The sequence below is a fragment of the Chitinophaga japonensis genome (assembly GCF_007830125.1).
GTDB classification, from domain to species: Bacteria; Bacteroidota; Bacteroidia; order Chitinophagales; family Chitinophagaceae; genus Chitinophaga; species Chitinophaga japonensis.
Window position 1 is genome coordinate 1,802,992 of sequence record NZ_VLLG01000002.1, and the last position, 20,949, is coordinate 1,823,940.

The following is a 20,949-nucleotide window of genomic DNA, read 5'->3' on the forward strand; positions in this document are numbered from 1 at the left end:
AAAAAAAAGACATGTTACGAAAAGACCAAAATCTGTTTTTGGGCCTCCTTTGGTGTGCCTGTACGTTTGGCATGGGAAAACCGGTAACAGCGCAAGTGGAAAAAGTGTATGCTTCCAGACCAACCACTCCATTTTATGTATCCTCCCAGGGAGGAAAGTCCGGCCGGGCCACCGTGTCGCTGAAAGAGGGCCTGGACCGCATCCGCAAGTTCCATAATGTACGCATTGCCTACCGTGAAGGCCTGCTGACCGGCAAGACCATTCCCGCGGAAATGCTGGAGAAGGTGGAGCGGATGGAGCCGGAAGCTGCGCTGAAGCAACTGCTCACGGATCAGCGCCTGGAATACAAACGCATCAACGCACAGCAATTCTCTATATTCAGCAACACGTCCAATACCGATAGCATTTCCAACCTCGTCAGCTTTTTACGGATGGCGGACAAGATAAAGGGAAGGGTGGTGTCCTCGAAGGACAGCAGCGCCATACCCGGCGCCACAGTGTACCTTAAAGGAGACCCCTCTACCGCTACCATGGCGGACGGCGACGGGAACTTTGAGCTCACCATCAGGGATGGCGGCAAAGCCGGTCCCCTGGTGCTGGTCATATCCTCCATCGGGTTCAGGCAACAGGAGGTTATCATCTCCGACCCGGACGCGCCCGTACTGGTGCAACTGGAGGATGCCAACAAATCGCTGTCGGAAGTGGTAGTAACGGCATTGGGCATACGAAAAGAGAAAAAGGCGGTACCCTTTGCGGTAACGGAAGTAAGCGGCAGCGAGTTTACCCGCGCCAGGGAGATCAACGTGGCCAATGCGCTCAGCGGCAAGGTAGCCGGCGTGAACGCTACCAGCCTGGCCAGCGGCCCGGGCAGTTCCAGCCGTGTGATCATCCGCGGCAACGGCTCCCTGAACGGCGACAACCAGCCCCTGTACGTAGTGAATGGTATGCCTATTGACAACACCAGTCCCGGCGGCAGTCCTACCACGGGCGGCGGCGGGCTGAACGTGGACCGGGGCGACGGCATTGCCGGCATCAACCCGGACGATATTGAGACCATCAGCGTATTGAAAGGGGGACCTGCGGCGGCCCTGTACGGCTCCCGTGCCGCCAACGGCGTTATACTCATCACCACCAAAAAAGGAAAAGCAAGAAAGGGCATAGGGGTGGACTACAACACTACGTTGACACTGGAAACCCCTGCGGTGATCCCCGACTGGCAGTATGAATACGGGCAGGGCGACGGGGGTGTAAAGCCGGCCACGCAGCAGCAGGCTATCGACTGGGGGCGCCGTTCTTTCGGCCCCCCCATGGATGGCCAGCCCTACATTGCATTTGACGGCCTTATGCATCCTTACTCCCCCCAGAAAGACAATATCAAAAACTTCTACGAAACGGGCACCACCTTCATCAATACCATTGCCTTTACCGGCGGCTCCGAAAGTATTAATTACCGCTTTTCCCTGTCCAATACAGACAGCAAAAGCATTTTGCCTAACTCTTCCCTGAACAAGAAGATCGCCAACCTGAGAGTGAATGCCTGGCTGGGCAAGAAGATCAGCATTGAGGCGGTGGCGCAATATAACGTGGAGAATGCAACAAACAGGCCCAGCGCCGGCGATGCGCCCGGTAACCCGAACTGGGCGGTGTACATGGTAGCCAATACCGTGGACATCCGGCAAATGGCGCCTGGATACGACTCCGCCGGCAGGGAAACACAGTGGAACGAAACGCCCTATGCTTCCAACGCCTATTTTGTGGTGAACCGGTTCCAGAACAATGATACCAAGAACCGCTTCATCGGCCAGGCCAGCATTAAATACGATGTGCTGAAGAACCTGTTCGTAAAAGGCACCGTGAGCCGCGATTTCTTTAACTATGATTTTGTGGGCATCATTCCTACCGGTACCGTATATACGCTGGGCGCCGCCGGTTCCTACAGCAGTAAAAAAGTATCCGTGGCGGAAACCAATGCCATGCTTACCGTGAACTACAATGGCCGGCTGTTCAATAACGTAGGGCTGAACGTACTGGCAGGGGCTAACCGGCGCCGGTACAACAGCGATGAAACGGACATAGACGGTTCCCAGTTCGTGATACCGTTCTTTTACAGTTACACCAACCTGGCCACGGTCACTACCAGGCCTATACGCAACCGTACCGGCACCAATTCCGTGTTCGGGTCTATCGACCTGGATTATAAGTCCATCATCTTCCTGACCCTCACCGGGCGCGAGGACTGGTTCTCCACCCTCAGCCCGCAGAACAACAGCATATTTTACCCGGCCATCGGTACCAGCTTTATCCTGTCCGACGCCGTGCAACTGCCCGCCTGGGTTAGTTATGCCAAGCTGCGCGCTTCCTGGGCGCAGGTGGGCGGCGCCACCCCGGACCCTTACATCCTGAACCAGACCTACAGCAGTGTACAGGGCGGCCACCTGGGGCAGCCGGTGCAGCAGGTAACCACCTCGCAGGATGTGAACCTGGTGACCAATTCCAACCTGAAGCCGCTGACTTCCACCACCTACGAGGCCGGCCTGGAAGCGCAGTTCCTGAACAACCGCCTGGGCATAGACCTTACTTTCTACAACCGGAAAACCACGAATGATATTGTGCGCACGGCCATTTCCCGCGCCTCCGGCTATAATGACGCCCTGCTGAATGTAGGGGAGCTGAATAACAGGGGCGTGGAGCTGTTGCTGACCGGCACCCCGGTAAAGCGCGGCAGCTTTTCCTGGGACGTCAGCTACAACGTGGCCTATAACAAGAATGAAGTGGTAAGGCTGGCAGAAGGACTGAACACCATACAGATGGCCGCCAGCGTGGGCTCCTGGGCTTTTGTGCACAACACGGTGGGCCGCCCTTACGGCATCATTAAAGGCTATACCATGCAGCGCAATGAAAAGGGCCAGGTGATCTACGGTTCCAACGGCTACCCGCTGAAGAGCGAGCTGGTGGAGCTGGGGCAGGGCGTGCCGCCGCTGACCATGGGCCTTACCAACACCTTCAATTACAAGCGCCTGTCGCTGGAGCTGCTGGTGGACGGCAAGTTTGGTAACAAGGTATTCTCTACTATGGACGTATATGCCACCCGGTTCGGCCTGCACAAGCAAACGCTGCCCGGCAGGGAAGCGGGCCTGAGCCTGGATGGCGTGGATGCGGACGGCAATCCTTACCCGCACACCATCCCCGTATCCGACCTGCGCCTGTATTATGACAACCTGAAAAATTATACGGACCTGTTTGTGCAGGATGGCAGCTTTGTAAAGCTGCGCCAGGTGATACTGAGCTACCAGTTGCCGCTGGACCATATCTGGAAGCTGAAAATGGAATCCGCTTCGCTGTCCTTTGTGGCGCGCAACCTGGCGATACTATATAAACAGACCGACAATTTTGATCCGGAGTCCAGCTATACCAACGGCAATGCGCAGGGCTTTGAAGCATTTGGCGTGCCGCGCACCAGGAGCTACGGCTTTAACCTGATGGTGAAATTCTGATCTATTTACGCTTACATCAAAAATGAACTATGTTAAAGAGCTTTCATAAACTGATATGCGTTGCTGTAACGGGCCTGCTGGCATTATCCGCCTGTGACAAAGGGTTTGAAGAAATGAACGTCAACCCCGATGCGTCCCCTGCCGTGGAACCGGAATATATGTTCAGCAAAGCGTTGCTGGACGGCGTGAGCGGCGGCTATGGCACCACCATTACCACCTGGTATTCCACCAGCATGGTGTGCGCCGGCGGGGCCATACAACACTACGCCACCTACAAGGATGTACCGGGCCTGGGCGATAAATATTACTGGCAGCAGGGCACCTATCCCTACGCATTCTTTGAGAACACCTACCCCGGCGCCGTGAACGAGATCGCCACCGTGATCAACGCCCTGCAGGAGGAGCCGGCAACGAATGTAAACAAGCTGTCCATCGCCCGCATCTGGCGCGTATATATTATGCACCGCATTACGGACCTCTTTGGAGATGTGCCCTATACCGATGCCGTGAATGGATATACGGACAATAATTTTACGCCGGCCTACGACCAGCAATCCGCCATCTACGCGGACATGCTCAGGGAGCTGGAGGAAGCTGCTGCCGCCTTTAGTGAAGGACAGCCTACTTTTGGCGCAGGGGATTTCATTTATAATGGCGATGTTGCCCGCTGGAAGAAATTTGCGTACTCCCTGATGCTGCGGCTGGGCATGCGCCTCAGCAAAGTGGATGCCGCACAGGCTCAAACCTGGGTGCAGAAAGCCATTGCCGGCGGTGTGATCATGGAGGATGCAGACCGCGCCTACATGAAATATGCCGACGGGCCGCAAACCTACAACCAGAACCCCGCCTCCTACGATATGCTGGCCAATAACTTTGCCGTGGCTAACGGCGATGGCAATACGGAGGGCGGTAAATATGCAAAGACCTTTATTGACTACCTGAAGAATAACAATGATCCCCGGCTGGGCGTGATATCCGTAGTGTGGGTAAGCGGCAAGGCAGATACCTCGGCCGCCCTGCAGAAGGGCATGCCCAACGGGCTGCTGGGCAAGCCGGCGGACTTTGTGACCTACTCCGAGCCGAACCCGAATACCGTGCTGCTGAAATCCGCGCCCTACATTGTCATGAGCGCCGGCGAGGTGAACCTGCTGCTGGCGGAAGCGGCCATCCGGGGCTGGTATGCCGGCGATGCGGCCACCGCTTACCAGGACGGCATCAGCGCATCCATGCGCAACTGGTCCCTGTTCGGGAGCGGGGGCGTTATCAGCAGTGAGCGGATCAGTGCGTACCTGGCCGCCCATGCTTTCAACAGCGCCGGCACCTTTGAGCAGCAGATGGAGCAGATACATACCCAGCTATGGGTGACCCTGCTGCTGGATGAGCAGGAAGCCTGGTCAGACTGGCGCCGTAGCGGCTACCCGGTACTGACACCGGTGAACGTGCCCGGTAATATTACCAACGGTGTTATTCCCCGCCGCCTCATCTACCCGCCTTCGGAAGAAAGCGTGAACAGCGCCAACCTGCAGGCGGCTTTGCAGCGGCAGGGCCCGAATGATTTTACGACACGTGTGTGGTGGGATAAATAATTTTTCAAATTGATAATGTATGATAAACGAAAGAAGAAACGTACTCAAAAAGCTTTTTACCTCCCTGGCAGGCGTTGTTGGTTTTAGCGCAGTGGCCAAAGCAGCCGCCCCTGCCGGCGCAGACAAGCAGGTGCAGGGAGTGGTGTATGACCAGGAAGTGCCGCTTTTTTCCAGTGTTACCCGGCACGGCAACCTTATTTTCCTGGCTGGTATCGGCGCGCATTTTGAAGGCGACATCAAAGCGCATACGGATCATGTGCTGAAAGAAATGGAAGCGCAGTTGAAAAAGGCCGGCAGCTCTATGGACAAAGTATTAAAGGTAAGCGTGTTCCTGCACGACCTGAATGACTATAAAGCCATGAACGAAGTATTCCGCGGCCGTTTCGGCAGCAAGCCCCCCGTGCGCACCACGGTAGCCGTATATGGCGGCGTGCCGGGCGACTCGCTGGTGGAGATGGATTGCATCGCTGCAATTTGACCTCTTATTTCTTACTTCATACTTCATATTATGATCTCACGGAGAAATTTAATAAAGAATTTTTCTGCCGTCCCCCTATTGGGTGGACTGGCAGGTACTACCAACCTGCTGCCCTTCCTGGACGCAGCAGCGGCCCCGGCCAAAGACTATTTCAGGGACCTGGGCATCCGCACCTTCATTAATGCTGCAGGCACCTACACTTCCATGACCGGCTCCCTGATGCTGCCGGAAGTGCTGTCCGCCATACAATATGCTTCCAAAGAGTATGTGATACTGGACGACCTGCAGGATAAGGTGGGGCAGCGCATCGCTTCCCTGGCGAAATGCGAATATGCCGTAGTGACCTCCGGCGCTGCATCTGCCATTACCCTGGGACTTACCGGCGTGCTTACCGGCATGGACGAGAAGAAAGCCGAACTGGTGCCGCACCTGGCCGGCACCGGCATGAAAACGGAAGTGGTGATGCAGAAAGCGCATGATATTCCCTATGCGCATGCCCTGAAGAACACCGGCGTGAAAGTGATCCTGGTAGAGACCAAAGCGGAGCTGGAAAAGGCGATCAACGACCAGACGGCCATGCTCTTTTTTGTGAACGCCAACAATTTTGACGGACAGGTACAGGTAGAAGAATTCCTGCAGGTAGCCAAAGCGCACCGCTTACCCGCCATGATAGACTGCGCGGCTGATGTGCCGCCGGTAGAGAACCTGTGGAAGTACACCGCCATGGGCTACGACATGGTCTGCTTTTCCGGTGGTAAAGGCATCCGCGGGCCACAGAGCGCCGGGCTGCTGCTGGGAAAAGAAAAGTACATCAAAGCCGCCCGGCTCAGCATGCCGCCCAGGGGCAATACCGTGGGCCGCGGCATGAAGGTGAATAAGGAAGAGATACTGGGCATGCTGGTAGCGCTGGAGCTTTACCTGCAGAAAGATCATGCAAAGGAATGGAAGCAGTGGGAAGCGCAGGTAGCCCTCATCGGCAATGCCGCCGCATCGGTACCGGGTGTGCACACAGCAACGAAAGTGCCGCCCATCGCCAACCACATTCCCACCCTGCATGTGTCCTGGGACCCGGCAAAGCTGCCCCTGAGCGCAGCAGCGCTGCAGGAGAAGCTACGCAAGGGTACGCCTTCCATCGAGGTGGCCGGCAGCCCGGAAGGGAAGCCGCATGCCATCAGCATCACTACCTGGATGATGGTGCCCGGACAGGAAAAGATAGTGGCGGCGCGCTTGAAGGAAGCGCTATCCAACGTGTAATGTGCTTTGTAAACAAGTATGCAATGATGAAACGAACGGCGATAAACGGAAGCCTGCTTTTTGTGTGGTTACTGCTGGGGCCCGGCCTGTGCCTGGCCCAGCAATACCGCCTGCTGATCAAAGGCGGTCACGTCATCGATCCTAAGAATAATATTGACCGCGTCATGGATGTGGCCATTGCCGGCGATACCATTGCCGCAGTGGCGCCCGGCATTGATCCCGCAAAGGCAGCGAAGGTGATACAGGCGGACGGCCTGTACGTAATGCCCGGACTGATAGATATCCATACCCACAATTTTGCGGGTACGGAGGAGAACCGTTATCTCAGCAACAGCTATACCGCCATTGCACCGGACGGCTTTACTTTCCGCTGCGGTGTTACCACGGTAGTGGATGCCGGCAGCGCCGGCTGGAAGAGCTTTGAGCGGTTTAAAACACAGACCATCCAGCACTCGCAAACGCGGGTGCTGGCTTTCCTGAACATTGTAGGGGAAGGCATGCGCGGCGGCGTGTATGAGCAGAACCTGCCGGATATGGACCCGAAAATGACCGCGCTCACGATCCTGCATAACAAGGAATACCTGGTAGGCATCAAGCTGGCCCACTATGTAGGCGCGGACTGGACACCGGTAGACCGCGCCGTGGAAGCCGGTAAGATAGCCGGCGTGCCGGTAATGGTGGACTTCGGGGAGCAGCGCCCGCCGCTTTCCCTGGAAACCCTGTTCATGCAGCACCTGCGCCCCGGCGATATTTTTACGCATACCTATGCGCAGTTGAGAGGCCGCATGGCGGTGGTAAAAAATGGCGTGCTGGAGCCTTTTGCACCCGCCGCCCGCAAAAAGGGGATCATTTTTGACGTAGGGCATGGCGGTTCCAGCTTTTCCTTTTCGCAGGCCGTGCCGGCATTGAAGGCCGGTTTCTATCCTTCCACCATCAGCACGGATATCCATACACACAGCATGAATGGCGGTATGAAAGACATGCTGAACGTGATGTCCAAGTTCCTGAGCATGGGCATGCGGCTGGCGGAGGTGATCAGGGCATCCACCTGGGAACCCGCCCGGGCTATTCGGCGCGAGGAGCTGGGGCACCTGTCCGCAGGCGCCGTGGCGGATGTGGCGATCCTGCGCGTGGTAAAAGGAAGCTTTGGTTTTATAGATGCCGCCGGCTCCCGCGTGGAGGGCAAGGAGAAGCTGGAATGCGAACTGACCCTGCGTGCGGGGGAAATCGTATACGACCTGAACGGCCTGGCCAGCAGGCCCTACCAGGGGCTTACCCATTCCATTAACTGATACAACCTGATTGACTGCAATGAAGAACATACATCCTTTTACGTTATTGCTATTGTTATTGGCCTGCCTGCCCTTGCTGCTGCCGGCACAAACCATTCCTAAAGAAGAGCTGATCTTTCTTACTTCCGCCTGGAAAGGAGAGCGCTTTGCAGACGGGCGGCCTAAAATACCGGACAGCCTGGTGGAGAAGGCCCGGCACATCGGTATCGAGGAAGCATGGACCATACTGGATAATGAAGGCTACCACTGCCAGTTTGAAGGCAACTGGAAGATCCTGCACCCGGATACGCCTATTGTAGGCCGCGCGGTAACAGCGCAATACATGCCCTCCCGCCCGGACATAGCGCAGCATATCCTGGAAAGAGGCCATGCAAAGGGGTTTAAGGGGAATACCAATTCCTGGCCCATACAGCAACTGACCCGCGGCGATGTATACGTGGCGGATGGCTTCGGCAAAATAGCGGAAGGCACGCTGATAGGCGACAACCTGGGCAATGCGATCTATACCCGGAGCGGCAACGGCGTAGTGTTTGACGCCTCCGCCCGCGACTTGGAAGGCCTGGAAGATATACCCGGCTTTAATGCCTTTGTGCGGGACTGGGACCCTTCCTACCTCAGGAACGTGGTGCTGACCGGGCTGAATACGCCCATTCGTATAGGCAAGGCCATAGTGCTGCCCGGCGACCTGGTGCTGGCGCAAAAGGAGGGCATCCTGTTCATACCGGCCCACATGGCGGAAAAGGTGATCAATACGGCCATCTTCATTGGTATGAAGGACCAGTTTGGCCATGCCATGCTCAAATCCGGGAAATACACGCCCGGTGAGATTGACAACCAGTGGACGGACCAGATAAAAGAAGATTTCCTGCAATGGCTGCAGCAGCATCCCGGTCCCATACAACTGAACCGCCAGGCACTGGACCAGTACCTGCAGGGAAGGACCTGGTAAAGCTAAAAAAAAAGAAATTCCACATGTCAGTATCCAATAAACCTGGGCTGGCGGCGGGCATAGCGTCCGGCCTGTTGCTGATCGTTAATATCATACTCTTTTGTACCGGCAGGATCTCGCAGGCCGGTCCCTACATGATCGCTTTCTGGGCGGCGCTGGCGCTGTTCTTCAGCCGTTATACCGCCACTAAAGGATATGTATATACGACTATGATCTTTGCCGCCGTAACGGCCGCCCTTTATTACCCGCAACCCTTTACCAGGCCCAATGGCCGGGACCTTTCCGTGCTCATTACCCCGCTCATACAGGTGATCATGTTCGGTATGGGCACTTCCATGAGCCTGCGTGATTTTTATGGCGTGGTGAAAATGCCCGCCGGGGTGTTTGTAGGGCTGGCCTGCCAGTTTACCATTATGCCGCTGGTAGGGCTGGCGCTGGCTACGGTGCTGCACCTGCCGCCGGAGATCAGCGCGGGGGTGATACTGATCGGTTCCGCTCCCTGCGGCATGGCCTCCAACGTGATCTCCTACCTGGCCAAAGCCAACCTGGCACTGTCCGTTACGCTAACGGCCGTATCCACCCTGCTGGCTCCTTTTGTAACGCCGCTGCTGATGCAGTGGCTGGCCGGTAATTATATCGAGATCAGCGTGCAGCAAATGATGTGGGATATCACGAAAATGGTGTTGATACCCGTAGCCGGGGGGCTGGTGTTCAACCATTTCCTGAGCGGCCGGATTAACTGGCTGGACCGGCTGATGCCCAGGCTGTCTATGGCCGCTATTGCTTTCATTATCGTGATCATTACCGCCCATGGGCGCAGCAGCCTGCTGAACGTGGGCGTGCTGCTGGTGCTGGCTGGGCTTATCCATAACCTGGCGGGATATACGTTGGGATACTGGTTTTGCCGCCTTATACGCATGAAAGAGCAGGATTGCCGTACCATTGCCATAGAAGTGGGTATGCAGAACGGGGGCCTGGCCTCCGCCATCGCCAGGGAAATGGGGCGGATTGCTACGGTAGGCCTGGCGCCGGCTATTTTCGGGCCGGTGATGAATATTACGGGATCGTTGCTGGCGTCATGGTGGCATAGGAGGCCGCCGGAGGGGTCAAAAATCCATACCAGTCAGCAAGCTGTTTAACCGCTCTAATGCTTCTTCGACAGTACTTCCTGTTTCTGCTACCATATTCCTGACAAAGGAGCTGTTCTCCGCCTCTCCAATCTGGGTTTGCAGTATCTTGACCAGTCGTGCCTGAAGCTGTTCATTACCTGCTGTGATTCGTTTTATCTCCCGTCCAATAACAATTCCGGAAATTTCAGATAGATCCGGAGCGTTGAAGCTCGGTCTGTTGTCGTCAAATAGATCCAGATGGTTACCATAGATAAAATCAGCCTGTAATTCGAAATAATGTTCAAGAATATTGGCTATATCACGTGCATCCTTAAATCGTATTTCCGGACGGTCATCAAAAGCGATCAACTTTAATAATATAATAGCCGGCAAGGTTGCCACTTTAAAGTGGTGTCCTGTTGTCAGCTCAACGCCCGCTATACCAGACTTGTATACTTCAACGAATCCGTCTACCTGAATATTGGTAAGGCCCATTCCCTCAATTCTAACAGCAGTGTCGCCAGCAATATCACCAAAGGGTAAAATATCCACCTGGATACCTGTGGATGAGATCAGTACAAATGAATTTTCCCTGGTACCTATAAATCCTTTATGCATCTTTAGATAACCCCTTAACACCTCATATTCCCTCTGACTGCCAACCATTACCGCAAAGTCAACATCTTTCGTTCTTCTGAACTGTTTGTTGCCTCGCGAATACCAGATATCCCGGGCGACAGCTCCGATTAAATAATAGTCGATCTTCAATTCTCTAAACACTTCTTCCAATACATCAAATATGTCTTTAAGCTCCTCCTCTCTAACGTTGATCAAATTCATCCTTCAAAAATTTATCATAAATAATCATCGCTGCTTCTATACACCTGGGGTCTCCTGTTATCATAAGGTCTGCATAAATTAATAAAGGCGGGGTCAATTTTTTGAAATCCCAGTTTGTATCGGTCCAGAATTTCTTATACAATTTCAATCGTCCATTTTTATTGGGTATCAGCATCCAATCCCCTTTCGGTGTCCTGTTGTCACTCTCTATATATAATGTGAGAAATTCCGGCTCCAGGTGGTTAATAAGTAGTTTTGCCGCGGCCTCCCCGCCCCAAACCATTAGGCCACTTTCTTTAATTAGTGATTCCCAATGTCTGGAACGTTCTTGTTCCCAAAAATTAAAATTACCCAAATGAAGTGTAGGCTTTAGCGTTTCCTGATAAGCGGTTATCCATCTGTGCAGTAGTGCCCTTTTATTCTGAAGCACTTTTTTCCCTTTCCCAACCTGTAGGATAAATCCTGCTTCTTTTAATCCTTCAATGATGTTCTTAATATTCCCCAGCGAAACATTTGCCGCCAGTGCCAGGGAACGATATGGCAAATTCAGCGTTTCTTCATATAATAGAAAATGAAAAACCAGTGTTAATCCTGCTTTTGTAAAGGCTCTATTAGTTACAGGCCTGTGCTCTTTCACCGGCTTATTACCCTCTAGCCAAAGAATACCGTCGGCTTGTTCCAAAAAAATATTACCTGCTCCATCTAGGTAGCCAATGCCGTTTTCTTTCAATATTTTTTTCTGCGCTGGATAAATGTGTTCGGCCACTACCATGAATGGTTTATATTTCTTGGCATATTCCTGTATTTTTGGCAAATGGTAAGGTTTGAGCTCTTTTTTGATCTCAACAAAAACATGAAAGCTACTATCCCTAAATAGAAAATCTATCTCTCCGTCAATTTCTCTGTTACGAGTTGGTTCCCCGCTCCTATAGATACCCTCGATCCCGGCTATGTTTTGCAACCGCGTTAGTATGTCAGCAACAATATTTTTTTCCGATATGTTCATTTTTTAAGCATGTTCACCAGCAGTGAACATTCAAATTTATTGAACAAATAAGGAAAAGACAAAAATTGTTTAGCCGCTCTAACCCCTGCTCTTTAAGATCCAAAGCATTCCACCTCCCTCACTCCACCTCCACCTTTACCACCGATGCAATCTTCTCCGGCGCTTCCGCCGGCAGATCTATTACCAGCCCGTCCTTACCCATCATAGTCTTCAACAAAACATTCCCGACCAGCAGGCGCGCACTTTTTACCTTGCCTTCCACGCCGGGTACGGTTAGCTTTCCATTGGCCGGCCAGTCAAATACGGAGAGGTACAATATAGTGCCGTTCTTTCCTTCTTTGCGGGTGCAGCGTCCCCAGGCCAGGGGCGGCAGCGGGCTGCTTTGGGTGCCGTAAATGGCTTCACCGTTTACCTTCATCCAGGCGCCGATTTCCTTTAGCGCATGAATGCTTTCCTGGGGAAATTCCCCTTCCGCAGTAGGGCCTACATTCAGCAGGTAATTGCCACCTTTGGAAGCAATGTCCACCAGGTTGCGTACCAGCGTTGCCGTGCTTTTCCATTTATGGTCCGTGCTTTTGTAGCCCCAGCTACCGTTCATGGTCATGCAGGTTTCCCAGTCGCGGCCGTCCAGCTCATCCTGCCCGGGTATTCTTTGTTCCGGTGTTTTATAGTCGCCGGGGAAGTTGGGCCGCTTCAGCCGGTCGTTGGTGATAATGTGCGATTGCAGCGCCAGCAGGGCCTGCAGCTTTTTGGCGTAGGCGTCTGTCATATGGGTGGGCGTATCCCACCATAGCACGCCCAGGTCGCCATAGTTGGTCAGCAGCTCCCGTACCTGGGGCACGGCTACCTGGTCTATATACTCGTCCATGGGCCGGGTGCTTTGCGCCGGGTCCCAGTGACCGCTGTGCGCCCGGGTGTATGCATCGATCTTTGCGGAGTCCGGGTTGGCCCAGCCCTCTGCCGCCACTTTGCGCGCGGCTGCGCCGCCGGGATTATTCCAGTCCTGCGCTTGGGAGTAATAGAAGCCCAGTTTAATGCCATACTTGCGGCAGGCGGCGGCCAGCGGTTCCAGCAGGTCCTTGCCGTAAGGGGTGGCATCCACTACATTCCATTTGCTGGCGCTGGTCCTGAATAAGGCAAAGCCGTCGTGGTGCTTGGCGGTGATCACAATATATTTCATGCCCGCTTCTTTGGCCAGCTTTACCCAGGCATCGGGATCATATTTTACCGGGTTAAAGCTTTGGGCATACTGCTGATAAACGGCCACCGGTATCTTGGCCCGGTTCATGATCCATTCGGAGGCGCGGTTAACAGGGTGACCATTGTAAACACCGGCCGGTACGGCATATACGCCCCAGTGGATGAACATGCCAAAGCGGGCATCCCGCCACCATTGCATATGCTGGTCGTGCGTAACGGATGTTTGTGCGGTGGCAAACAGGGTAAAATGGATAAAGGCCGACAAAAGGAGGAGCAGTTTTTTCATTCGTGAAAGTTTTTTATTGATGACGTATTACTATTCTTGCAATCGTTTGCATTACAAGTCAAAAAAATAAGAGCCCGGCTCTTTTATTTCGCTTTCAACAACGTGTGCGTGTACTACTATCTTTTAAGATAGCAGCATCTGTTCTTAAAGTTCGGGAATAAACCCACTACTTATTGTATTGATTTTCGCAGATGGTTGTAGTTTTTTCTCTTTTTGCGGGATAAAGAATTTTTACCTCAAAGCAACCTTCCCGGAAATACCCCGTATTAATATTCCGAAGTGCACTTCCTTTTACTTCATCATTCAATTAAAAGTTATGCAATCCAAAGCAAGAAAAAATTTTATTGCCATAGCAGCCGTGTGCAGTGTCTTCGCTGCCTGCAGCAAAGATGATAACAACGATCCGGACCCCTCCACCCCGGAAGCCAATGTACAGGTAGCTGACAATGCCGCGCTGGGAAAGGTAATGACGGACAGCGCCGGTAATACCCTTTACTTCTTCTCGCTGGACGCCGCCGATACCTCTGCCTGCACCGGCGGATGCCTGGCTGCATGGCCTGTCTTTTACGTGGAAAACCTGCGGCTGGAAGATACCAGCCTGCATGCAGATGACTTCGGTACCATTACCCGCGCAGATGGCGCCAAACAAACCACTTACAAGGGCTGGCCCCTGTACTATTATGCCAATGACAATGCTTCCGGCGATGTGAACGGCGAAGCGGTCAACAATGTATGGTACGTGGCCAAACCGGACTATACCGTAATGCTGGCCAATGCGCAACTGGTAGGGAACAATGGCGTGGAATACAACAGCCAGTACCAGCCCGGGCAGGAAATAACCCAATATATTACAGACGCTTATGGCAGAACCCTGTATGCATTTGCGCCGGATAAATTCAATACGAACACGTTCACGGCCAGTGATTTCTCGAACAATGCCGTATGGCCCGTTTTTGAAATGGATGAGACCATGAGCGTGCCTTCTATCCTGGATAAAGCGGATTTTGATACGCTGCATGTATTTGGCCGGGTGCAGTTGTCCTATAAAGGCTGGCCGCTGTATTACTTTGGCAACGACCAGCAGCAGCGGGGCAGCAACAAGGGCGTAAGCGTGCCGCAGCCGGGCGTATGGCCTGTCGTAAACGGCAATACTACTGTAGCACCTCAACCGTAATTGCCTTTGATCCCATGTTATGCGGCTCTGCCGGAGTGGCTTATACAGCAGCGCTCCTGTGCAGGGCCGCTTGCATATATGTAGTTTTTTGAAATTTAATCCTTATATTACCTTACATTTTTACATTGTTCAAACCCCTTAAAATCCCTCACGTATGATCACTGCACCACAGAAAAAGAAGGTCATCCAGGTAGTGAATGTTATGGAAACAGGTACACCGGAAGGCCGTTACGACCAGATCTCCATATTTGCAGATGGCAAGAACGGCAGCCGCCAGATCACCTATGGCAGAAGCCAGGCCACCGAACAGGGCAACCTGAAGAACATCATTGAGCGGTATGTAGCCGCCGGTGGCAAATACGCGGATAAGTTCATCCATTACCTGCCGCTGATCGGTAAGAAACCCCTGGTAGATGATGCGGAATTCAAACGGCTGCTGAAAGTGAGCGCCCGGGAAGACCCCGCCATGCGCGATGCGCAGGATGAAACTTTCGATATCCTGTACTATGCGCCGGCCCTGCATTTTTTCCAGGACGAAGGGTTTACGCTGCCCCTGAGCCTGCTGGTCATCTACGATAGCTATATCCACTCCGGCTGCGTGCCGCCCTTCCTGCGTGCCCGCTTCCCGGAAATGACCCCGGCCCGCGGCGGCGATGAAAAAGCCTGGATCAGCGCTTACCTGAAAGTGCGCCAGCACTGGTTGGGCAATCACTCCAAAAAGATCCTGCGGCCTACCGTGTACCGCACCAAAAGCTACCTGAAAGCTATACAGCAGGACAACTGGATGCTGGACAAACCGCTGCTGGCTAACGGCGTAACTGTGGCATAGCCATAATTCCGTAACTTATAGGCATGAACAGGATCATGCTGATGTGTGCGCTGCTGGCCGGCGTTGCACAAATGGGCGCCGGACCTGCACCCGCCTTAACGGCGCTGCAGGCCAGGCAGGGATTGCCGCATTGCTTTCAAAAGCTGCACCAGGGCGATACCCTGGTAGTGGCTTACCTGGGCGGCAGCATTACCGGCGCCAGCGGCTACCGGGTGCAAACGGAGCAATGGTTCCGGGAGCAGTATCCCGGCAGTGTTATCAAAGCGGTGAATGCCGGTGTAGGTGGCACCGGGTCGGACCTGGGCGTGTTCCGCCTGCAGGAAGATGTGCTGCAGCATGATCCCGGCCTGGTGTTCATAGAATTTGCCGTGAACGACGGGGCGGACTCCCTCACCATCTGCCGCTCCATGGAAGGTATTGTGCGGCAGATCAAAAAGCATCATGCGCAGACCGATATCTGCTTCCTGTACACGGTAGCGGAATCCATGCTGCCCACCTTACAGCAGGGGCAACTGGTGCGCTCCATCCGCTACACGGAGCGCATTGCGCAGTACTACGGGCTGCCTTCCATCAACCTGGGCATGGATGTAGCGGCGCAGCTAAAAAAAGACGCATTGGTGTTTCATGCGCAGAAAGGCCGGGATTATGGTAAGCGTATCATTTTTACTTATGATGGCGTACATCCCACCACGGCCGGCCATGCCCTGTACACGGCCACAATTGCCGGTGCTTTGAGGAAGATGGAGAAATTAAAGGCGCCTGGAGAAAGCGGCTTGCCGCCGCCGCTATATGCCGGCTGTTATGAGCAGGCCCGGGTGCTTTCGCCGGTTGGCTTCACCAAAACAAAAGGCTGGAAAAAAGGCGCCGCCCTGCCGGCGCTTAAAGGATTTGCTGCGGCCTTCCCGGACCTGTTATATTCCGGCGATCCAGGGGATAGTATTACCATCCGTTTTGAAGGGCGCGTGTTTGGCGTGCAGGACATCGTAGGCCCCAGCTCCGGCGCAGCGCTGGTCAGCATTGACGGGCAACCGCCAACCAGGAAGCTGCGGTTTGACCGGCATGGCAGTTGGTACCGACGGCATTATTACCTGCTGGATACGTTGCCGGCCGGCATGCATACCATTGTGCTGAAACCCGACACGGCGTTCATCGATAAATTGAAAATAGTCAACCCCGGGGAGCGGGGCGATACCTCCCGGTATAAGGACCGTTACCTGTACATCGGCCGGATCATGCTGGCCCGTTAATCACAGTTCCCGTCAATAGAACAGGCTTCACCGTTCACGGCGTCCGTTTGCTCCTGTTCTGTGAAGGACTGCTGCAAGGCTTCCAGGAACAGCTCCTCCGGTTGCGCCCCGGACACGGCATACTTGCGGTCTATCACAAAGAAAGGAACGCCCCTTGCGCCCAGTGCGGCCGCTTCTTCCACATCCCGGCGCACTTCGGCAGCATAGTCGTTGGATGCCAGTGCGGTGCTTACTTCCGTTGCATCCAGCCCGATGCCGGCGCCCAACTGCGCCAGCACCTGCCGGTCGGCGATGTTCTTACCTTCCGTGAAATAGGCTTTGAACAGGGCTTCCTCCGCTGCGTCTCCCTTGCCATGTTTGGCGGCCAGGTGCGAAAAGCGGTGCGCGTCAAAGGAGTTGGCCACTACCGCTTTGTCAAAATTGTACTGCAGCCCGGCATCCGCCGCCATAGTTGTTACCTGGCTGTTTACCTGCCGGGCATATTCCACTGTCCAGCCTTTGTGCTCCGCCAGGTATTCATGGATGTTCTGCTCAACGGTTGCCGGCATGTCCGGGTTTAGCTGGAAACTCTTCCATACTACTTCCACCTGGTCTTTGTGCGGGAACTGCTGCAGCGCGTTCTCAAACCGGCGCTTGCCGATGTAGCAAAAAGGGCACATCACGTCGGACCATATTTCTACTTTCATCTGTATTGGACTGTTATGCGTCAGGTAAATAGGTGTTGCAACATCAAAATTACGGTTTTTACTTTTACGCGGCGTCATTTGACCTATTTTCCTTATATTCGGTAGGATCAGTCAACATCATCATTAACCCCTTGCTATACACACCTGGCAGGGATAGGGAAGCGGGAATAATTTCAATTCGTTATCAACCGAAAATCTATCGCTATGCTCACAAAGATCAAGTACAAACATTTGTTGTGCCTCACCCTTTTATTGTCCGGTTTTCTACGGGCGTTTCCCCAGGTCACTACCGCTACGCTGGGCGGTGTTGTAAAAACACCCCAGGGAGAACCGTTGCCCGCCGCCACGGTGACCGTGGAATTTGTAAATGCCGGCATCCGGCAGGGGGTGCTGACCAAAGGCGACGGCCGCTTTATCGTGCCCAACCTCCGGGTAGGCGGTCCTTACCGCGTAACGGTGAGCTACGTAGGCTACGAGGAATATGTAAAGGACGATATTTTCCTGGAACTGGGCCTGTACAATACGATTGACGTACAGCTCCGGGAATCGGCCGTAGCGCTGCGGGACGTGGTAGTGACCGGCCGCTCCACGGTATTTGACGACAAGAAGACCGGCGCCTCCGTGAACATCAGCAACCGCATGCTGCGGGCATTGCCCACCATTTCCCGCTCCGCAGATGATTACCTGCGCCTGACGCCTTCGGCTTCCTTTACCTATAACGGGCTTTCCTTCGCGGGGCGCAACGGGCAGTATAACAACTTCTCGCTGGACGGCGCGGTGTTCAACAATCCCTTTGGGCTGGATGCGCCTACCCCCGGCGGGCAAACCAATGCGCAGCCCATTTCCCTGGATGCGATAGACCAGATACAGGTGAACATTGCGCCCTATGACGTGACCCAGGCCGGCTTTACCGGCGCGGGTGTGAACACGGTGACCAAATCCGGCGACAACATTTTTTCCGGCACCGTGTACGGCTTTTACCGCAACCAGTCCCTCACCGGCTCCAAAGTGGACAAGAACAAGCAGGTGGTGCCGGACCTCAAGCAGTTGCAGGCCGGCTTTTCCCTGGGCGGCCCCATTGTAAAGGACAAGCTGTTCTACTTCGTGAACTTTGAAACAGAGCAGCGCAGCGACCAGGCCAGCAGCTACGTAGCGCAGAACAGCTCCAATGTGGGTAATACCAACACCTCCCGGGTGCTGGAATCCGATCTGCAACAGGTGAGCAGCATCCTGAAAACCCGCTTCGATTATGATACCGGCCCTTACCAGGGCTTTACCCTGGACCAGAAAAACTATAAATGGCTGGCCAAGCTGGACTGGAACATTACCAACGACCACCGGCTTTCCTTTACGTACAACGGCCTGGACGCCAGCAAGGAAAAGCCGGCGCACCCCAGCGCCATCGGGCGCCGTGGGCCGGACTATACCACCCTGCAGTTCCGCAACTCAGGTTACGAGATCGTGAACCAGTTGCACTCCTTCAGCACGGAGCTGCGCTCCAGTTTCGGCAGCACCTTCGCCAACAAACTGCGCGTGGTGTATACTACGTTCCGGGATAAACGCAATCCTTTTTCAGCGCCCTTCCCCGTGGTGAACATTACCAAGAACGGGGTGCGCTACATCATTGCCGGACATGAGCCGTTCTCCATTAACAACCGGCTGAACCAGGACGCTTTCCAGGTGACCAACAACTTCAACATCTTCCTGGACAGGCATACCCTTACCGTGGGCGCATCCTTTGAGTCCTATAAATTCGGCAACTCCTTTAACCTCACCGGTTACGGGCCTACGCTGTTCAGCGACATTGATATCAATACCTTTCTTACGGAAGTGCCGCGGGGCGGTCCCGTGGTGTTTGGCGCCTATCCCCTGGATGTGGACGTGAACTATGCGCGCAACCGGGCGGCGGCAGGAGAGTGGACCTGGTACTACCTGACCGTGGGCCAGCTTTCCACCTATGTGCAGGATGAGTGGCAGTTGTCCGAGAGGTTCCGGCTAACCTATGGTGTAAGAATGGATGTGCCCTTTTATTTTAACGCCAGTTACCGTACGCCCAATGTAAATACCGACGGCACTTTCACCGGCTCCTTCACGGAAGGCGAGCCTACGGTGCCTAATAACGATGACCTGGTGCTGTTTGACGAACATGGCAACCGCCTGACCAACGGCGAAGGCCAGGATGTGGACAATACCCGCTTTCCCTCCCGCAAACCGCTGTTTTCGCCCCGGCTGGGCTTTAACTGGGATGTAAAAGGCGACCGTACCTTGCAGGTGCGTGGCGGTTCCGGCCTGTTCACCGGCCGCTTTCCCTTTGTATGGATCGGTAACCACATCGGCAATCCTTTCAGCGACTTTTACAACGTAACGGCCCGGGATTTCAAATGGCCGCAGGTATGGCGCTCCAACCTGGGCACGGATGTAAAGATACCTTTCGGTACTATCTTCAGCCTGGACGTGGCCTATACCAAAGACGTAAATGCCATGATGGTGCGCAATTACAAGCTGGGCACGCCCAGCGGCACCCTGGCTTCCGGTACCGGCGACACGCGCAATGTGTACCTGCCCTCCGACCAGGGCGCCAACAACACGTATGCTTTTACCAATACGGATGTAGGCTACCAGTTCAACGTGAGCTTCCAGGCGCAGCAATATTTCCGGAACGGCCTGTACCTGATGGCCGGCTACAATTACCTGATCGCCAGGGACGCCAGCTCCATCTCCGCCGAAATATCCAGCGACGCCTTTGACCGTAACCCCATCCTCAATAATGCCAATGAAGCCGTGCTGTCCACTTCCCTGTATGGCAACACCCACCGCATTATTGCCGCCGCTTCCAAAAAATGGAGCTATGGCGGGGACAAGGAATGGGCCACTACCGTATCCTTATTCGGATCGCTGAACTCCGGTAACCGCTTTGCATACGTGTATGGCGGCGATATCAATAACGACGGCACGGGCACCAACGACCTGCTGTACGTGCCTACAGATGCGGAGATAGACGTGATGCAGTTTGCCGCCTTTACCGACCAGAACGGCGTGGTGCAGGACGCTGCCGCCCAGCGCCAGGCGCTGAAGCAGTTCATTGCCCAGGACAAATACCTGCGGGAGCGCCGTGGCGACTATACGGGAAAATATGCCGGCGAAAATCCCTGGGTCAACCAACTGGACCTGCGCATACTGCAGGATTTCGTTATCAGGGGTAAAAAGCGGGAGCAGACCCTCCAGCTCAGCATCGATTTTGTGAACATCGGCAATCTCATTAACAGCAGTTGGGGCGTAGTGAAATATGCTACCACCTCGGGATATTTCCAGCCATTATCTGTTATACCGGCGGCAGACCCTACGGCCGCCCCGCCTACTTACCGGTTTGATCCTTCCCTGCGTTCTACCTTTACCTCCAGCCCGGATTTGCAGTCGCGTTGGCAGATGCAGCTAGGCTTGCGGTACCGGTTTTAAGAGGCAGCATGAGAGAAGAAGAAGTTGGCGGAATTTCCGCCAACTTCTAATATATTAGCCGCT

General features: G+C 54.2%; 15 protein-coding genes. 11 read left to right on the top strand and 4 right to left on the bottom strand.

Annotated elements, in window-relative coordinates; all coding sequences use genetic code 11:
* Positions 1-95: 95 nt before the first annotated feature.
* From LX66_RS07405 to LX66_RS07435, 7 genes are read left to right on the top strand one after another with little or no spacing between them, the layout of a single operon-like run.
* Positions 96-3,494 carry a SusC/RagA family TonB-linked outer membrane protein gene (locus tag LX66_RS07405; RefSeq protein ID WP_244620324.1) on the top strand — a complete coding sequence of 1,133 codons (3,399 nt, stop codon included), beginning with the start codon at positions 96-98 and terminating at the stop codon, positions 3,492-3,494.
* A 29-nt stretch (positions 3,495-3,523) separates the two neighbouring features.
* Positions 3,524-5,080 (top strand): SusD/RagB family nutrient-binding outer membrane lipoprotein, encoded by a 1,557-nt coding sequence (locus LX66_RS07410; protein ID WP_145711381.1) that lies wholly within the window; start codon positions 3,524-3,526, stop codon positions 5,078-5,080.
* A 19-nt stretch (positions 5,081-5,099) separates the two neighbouring features.
* On the top strand, positions 5,100-5,558 hold the full coding sequence (locus LX66_RS07415; protein WP_145711383.1) for a RidA family protein: 459 nt from the start codon (positions 5,100-5,102) through the stop codon (positions 5,556-5,558).
* 30 nt (positions 5,559-5,588) lie between these two features.
* Positions 5,589-6,812 (top strand): aminotransferase class V-fold PLP-dependent enzyme, encoded by a 1,224-nt coding sequence (locus LX66_RS07420; protein WP_145711385.1) that lies wholly within the window; start codon positions 5,589-5,591, stop codon positions 6,810-6,812.
* 23 nt (positions 6,813-6,835) lie between these two features.
* Positions 6,836-8,104, top strand: a complete 1,269-nt coding sequence (locus LX66_RS07425; protein WP_145711387.1) for an amidohydrolase/deacetylase family metallohydrolase — start codon at positions 6,836-6,838, stop codon at positions 8,102-8,104.
* Between the two features lie 19 nt (positions 8,105-8,123).
* A complete protein-coding gene (locus LX66_RS07430; RefSeq protein ID WP_145711389.1) occupies positions 8,124-9,053 on the top strand; it encodes an RraA family protein in 930 nt (309 codons plus the stop codon).
* A gap of 23 nt (positions 9,054-9,076) precedes the next feature.
* Entirely contained in the window at positions 9,077-10,192 is a 1,116-nt protein-coding gene (locus LX66_RS07435) for a bile acid:sodium symporter family protein (protein ID WP_145711391.1), read from the top strand.
* Here the strand turns inward: LX66_RS07435 and LX66_RS07440 are convergent.
* The 3 genes from LX66_RS07440 to LX66_RS07450 all read right to left on the bottom strand — a co-directional run bounded on the left by LX66_RS07440 (position 10,160) and on the right by LX66_RS07450 (position 13,494).
* Entirely contained in the window at positions 10,160-11,002 is an 843-nt protein-coding gene (locus tag LX66_RS07440; protein ID WP_145711393.1) for a nucleotidyl transferase AbiEii/AbiGii toxin family protein, read from the bottom strand. The two genes, LX66_RS07435 and LX66_RS07440, sit on opposite strands and share 33 nt — an antisense overlap.
* Positions 10,983-12,008, bottom strand: a complete 1,026-nt coding sequence (locus LX66_RS07445; protein ID WP_145711395.1) for a type IV toxin-antitoxin system AbiEi family antitoxin — start codon at positions 12,006-12,008, stop codon at positions 10,983-10,985. The genes LX66_RS07440 and LX66_RS07445 overlap by 20 nt, the downstream gene beginning before the upstream one ends.
* A 118-nt stretch (positions 12,009-12,126) precedes the next feature.
* Positions 12,127-13,494, bottom strand: coding sequence for an alpha-L-fucosidase (locus tag LX66_RS07450; protein ID WP_145711397.1), 1,368 nt, complete (start codon positions 13,492-13,494; stop codon positions 12,127-12,129).
* Positions 13,495-13,810: 316 nt separating this feature from the next.
* Between LX66_RS07450 and LX66_RS07455 the strand changes: the two genes are divergently transcribed.
* The 3 genes from LX66_RS07455 (at position 13,811) to LX66_RS07465 (ending at position 16,744) form a co-directional block, all read left to right on the top strand.
* On the top strand, positions 13,811-14,668 hold the full coding sequence (locus tag LX66_RS07455; protein ID WP_145711398.1) for a hypothetical protein: 858 nt from the start codon (positions 13,811-13,813) through the stop codon (positions 14,666-14,668).
* A 154-nt stretch (positions 14,669-14,822) separates the two neighbouring features.
* Positions 14,823-15,497, top strand: a complete 675-nt coding sequence (locus tag LX66_RS07460) for a chitosanase (RefSeq protein WP_145711399.1) — start codon at positions 14,823-14,825, stop codon at positions 15,495-15,497.
* A gap of 23 nt (positions 15,498-15,520) precedes the next feature.
* A complete protein-coding gene (locus LX66_RS07465; protein ID WP_145711401.1) occupies positions 15,521-16,744 on the top strand; it encodes an SGNH/GDSL hydrolase family protein in 1,224 nt (407 codons plus the stop codon).
* Here LX66_RS07465 and LX66_RS07470 read toward each other — a convergent pair.
* Positions 16,741-17,430 (bottom strand): DsbA family oxidoreductase, encoded by a 690-nt coding sequence (locus tag LX66_RS07470; RefSeq protein WP_145711402.1) that lies wholly within the window; start codon positions 17,428-17,430, stop codon positions 16,741-16,743. The two genes, LX66_RS07465 and LX66_RS07470, sit on opposite strands and share 4 nt — an antisense overlap.
* A gap of 204 nt (positions 17,431-17,634) precedes the next feature.
* Between LX66_RS07470 and LX66_RS07475 the strand changes: the two genes are divergently transcribed.
* Positions 17,635-20,886 (top strand): TonB-dependent receptor, encoded by a 3,252-nt coding sequence (locus LX66_RS07475; protein WP_145711404.1) that lies wholly within the window; start codon positions 17,635-17,637, stop codon positions 20,884-20,886.
* Positions 20,887-20,949 lie beyond the last annotated feature (63 nt).

Coding starts and splice junctions, on each gene's coding strand:
- LX66_RS07410 (WP_145711381.1), top strand. CDS start 3,524: ATGTTAAAGAGCTTTCATAAACTGATATGCGTTGCTGTAACGGGCCTG.
- LX66_RS07415 (WP_145711383.1), top strand. CDS start 5,100: ATGATAAACGAAAGAAGAAACGTACTCAAAAAGCTTTTTACCTCCCTG.
- LX66_RS07420 (WP_145711385.1), top strand. CDS start 5,589: ATGATCTCACGGAGAAATTTAATAAAGAATTTTTCTGCCGTCCCCCTA.
- LX66_RS07425 (WP_145711387.1), top strand. CDS start 6,836: ATGATGAAACGAACGGCGATAAACGGAAGCCTGCTTTTTGTGTGGTTA.
- LX66_RS07430 (WP_145711389.1), top strand. CDS start 8,124: ATGAAGAACATACATCCTTTTACGTTATTGCTATTGTTATTGGCCTGC.
- LX66_RS07435 (WP_145711391.1), top strand. CDS start 9,077: ATGTCAGTATCCAATAAACCTGGGCTGGCGGCGGGCATAGCGTCCGGC.
- LX66_RS07440 (WP_145711393.1), bottom strand. CDS start 11,002: ATGAATTTGATCAACGTTAGAGAGGAGGAGCTTAAAGACATATTTGAT.
- LX66_RS07445 (WP_145711395.1), bottom strand. CDS start 12,008: ATGAACATATCGGAAAAAAATATTGTTGCTGACATACTAACGCGGTTG.
- LX66_RS07450 (WP_145711397.1), bottom strand. CDS start 13,494: ATGAAAAAACTGCTCCTCCTTTTGTCGGCCTTTATCCATTTTACCCTG.
- LX66_RS07455 (WP_145711398.1), top strand. CDS start 13,811: ATGCAATCCAAAGCAAGAAAAAATTTTATTGCCATAGCAGCCGTGTGC.
- LX66_RS07460 (WP_145711399.1), top strand. CDS start 14,823: ATGATCACTGCACCACAGAAAAAGAAGGTCATCCAGGTAGTGAATGTT.
- LX66_RS07465 (WP_145711401.1), top strand. CDS start 15,521: ATGAACAGGATCATGCTGATGTGTGCGCTGCTGGCCGGCGTTGCACAA.
- LX66_RS07470 (WP_145711402.1), bottom strand. CDS start 17,430: ATGAAAGTAGAAATATGGTCCGACGTGATGTGCCCTTTTTGCTACATC.
- LX66_RS07475 (WP_145711404.1), top strand. CDS start 17,635: ATGCTCACAAAGATCAAGTACAAACATTTGTTGTGCCTCACCCTTTTA.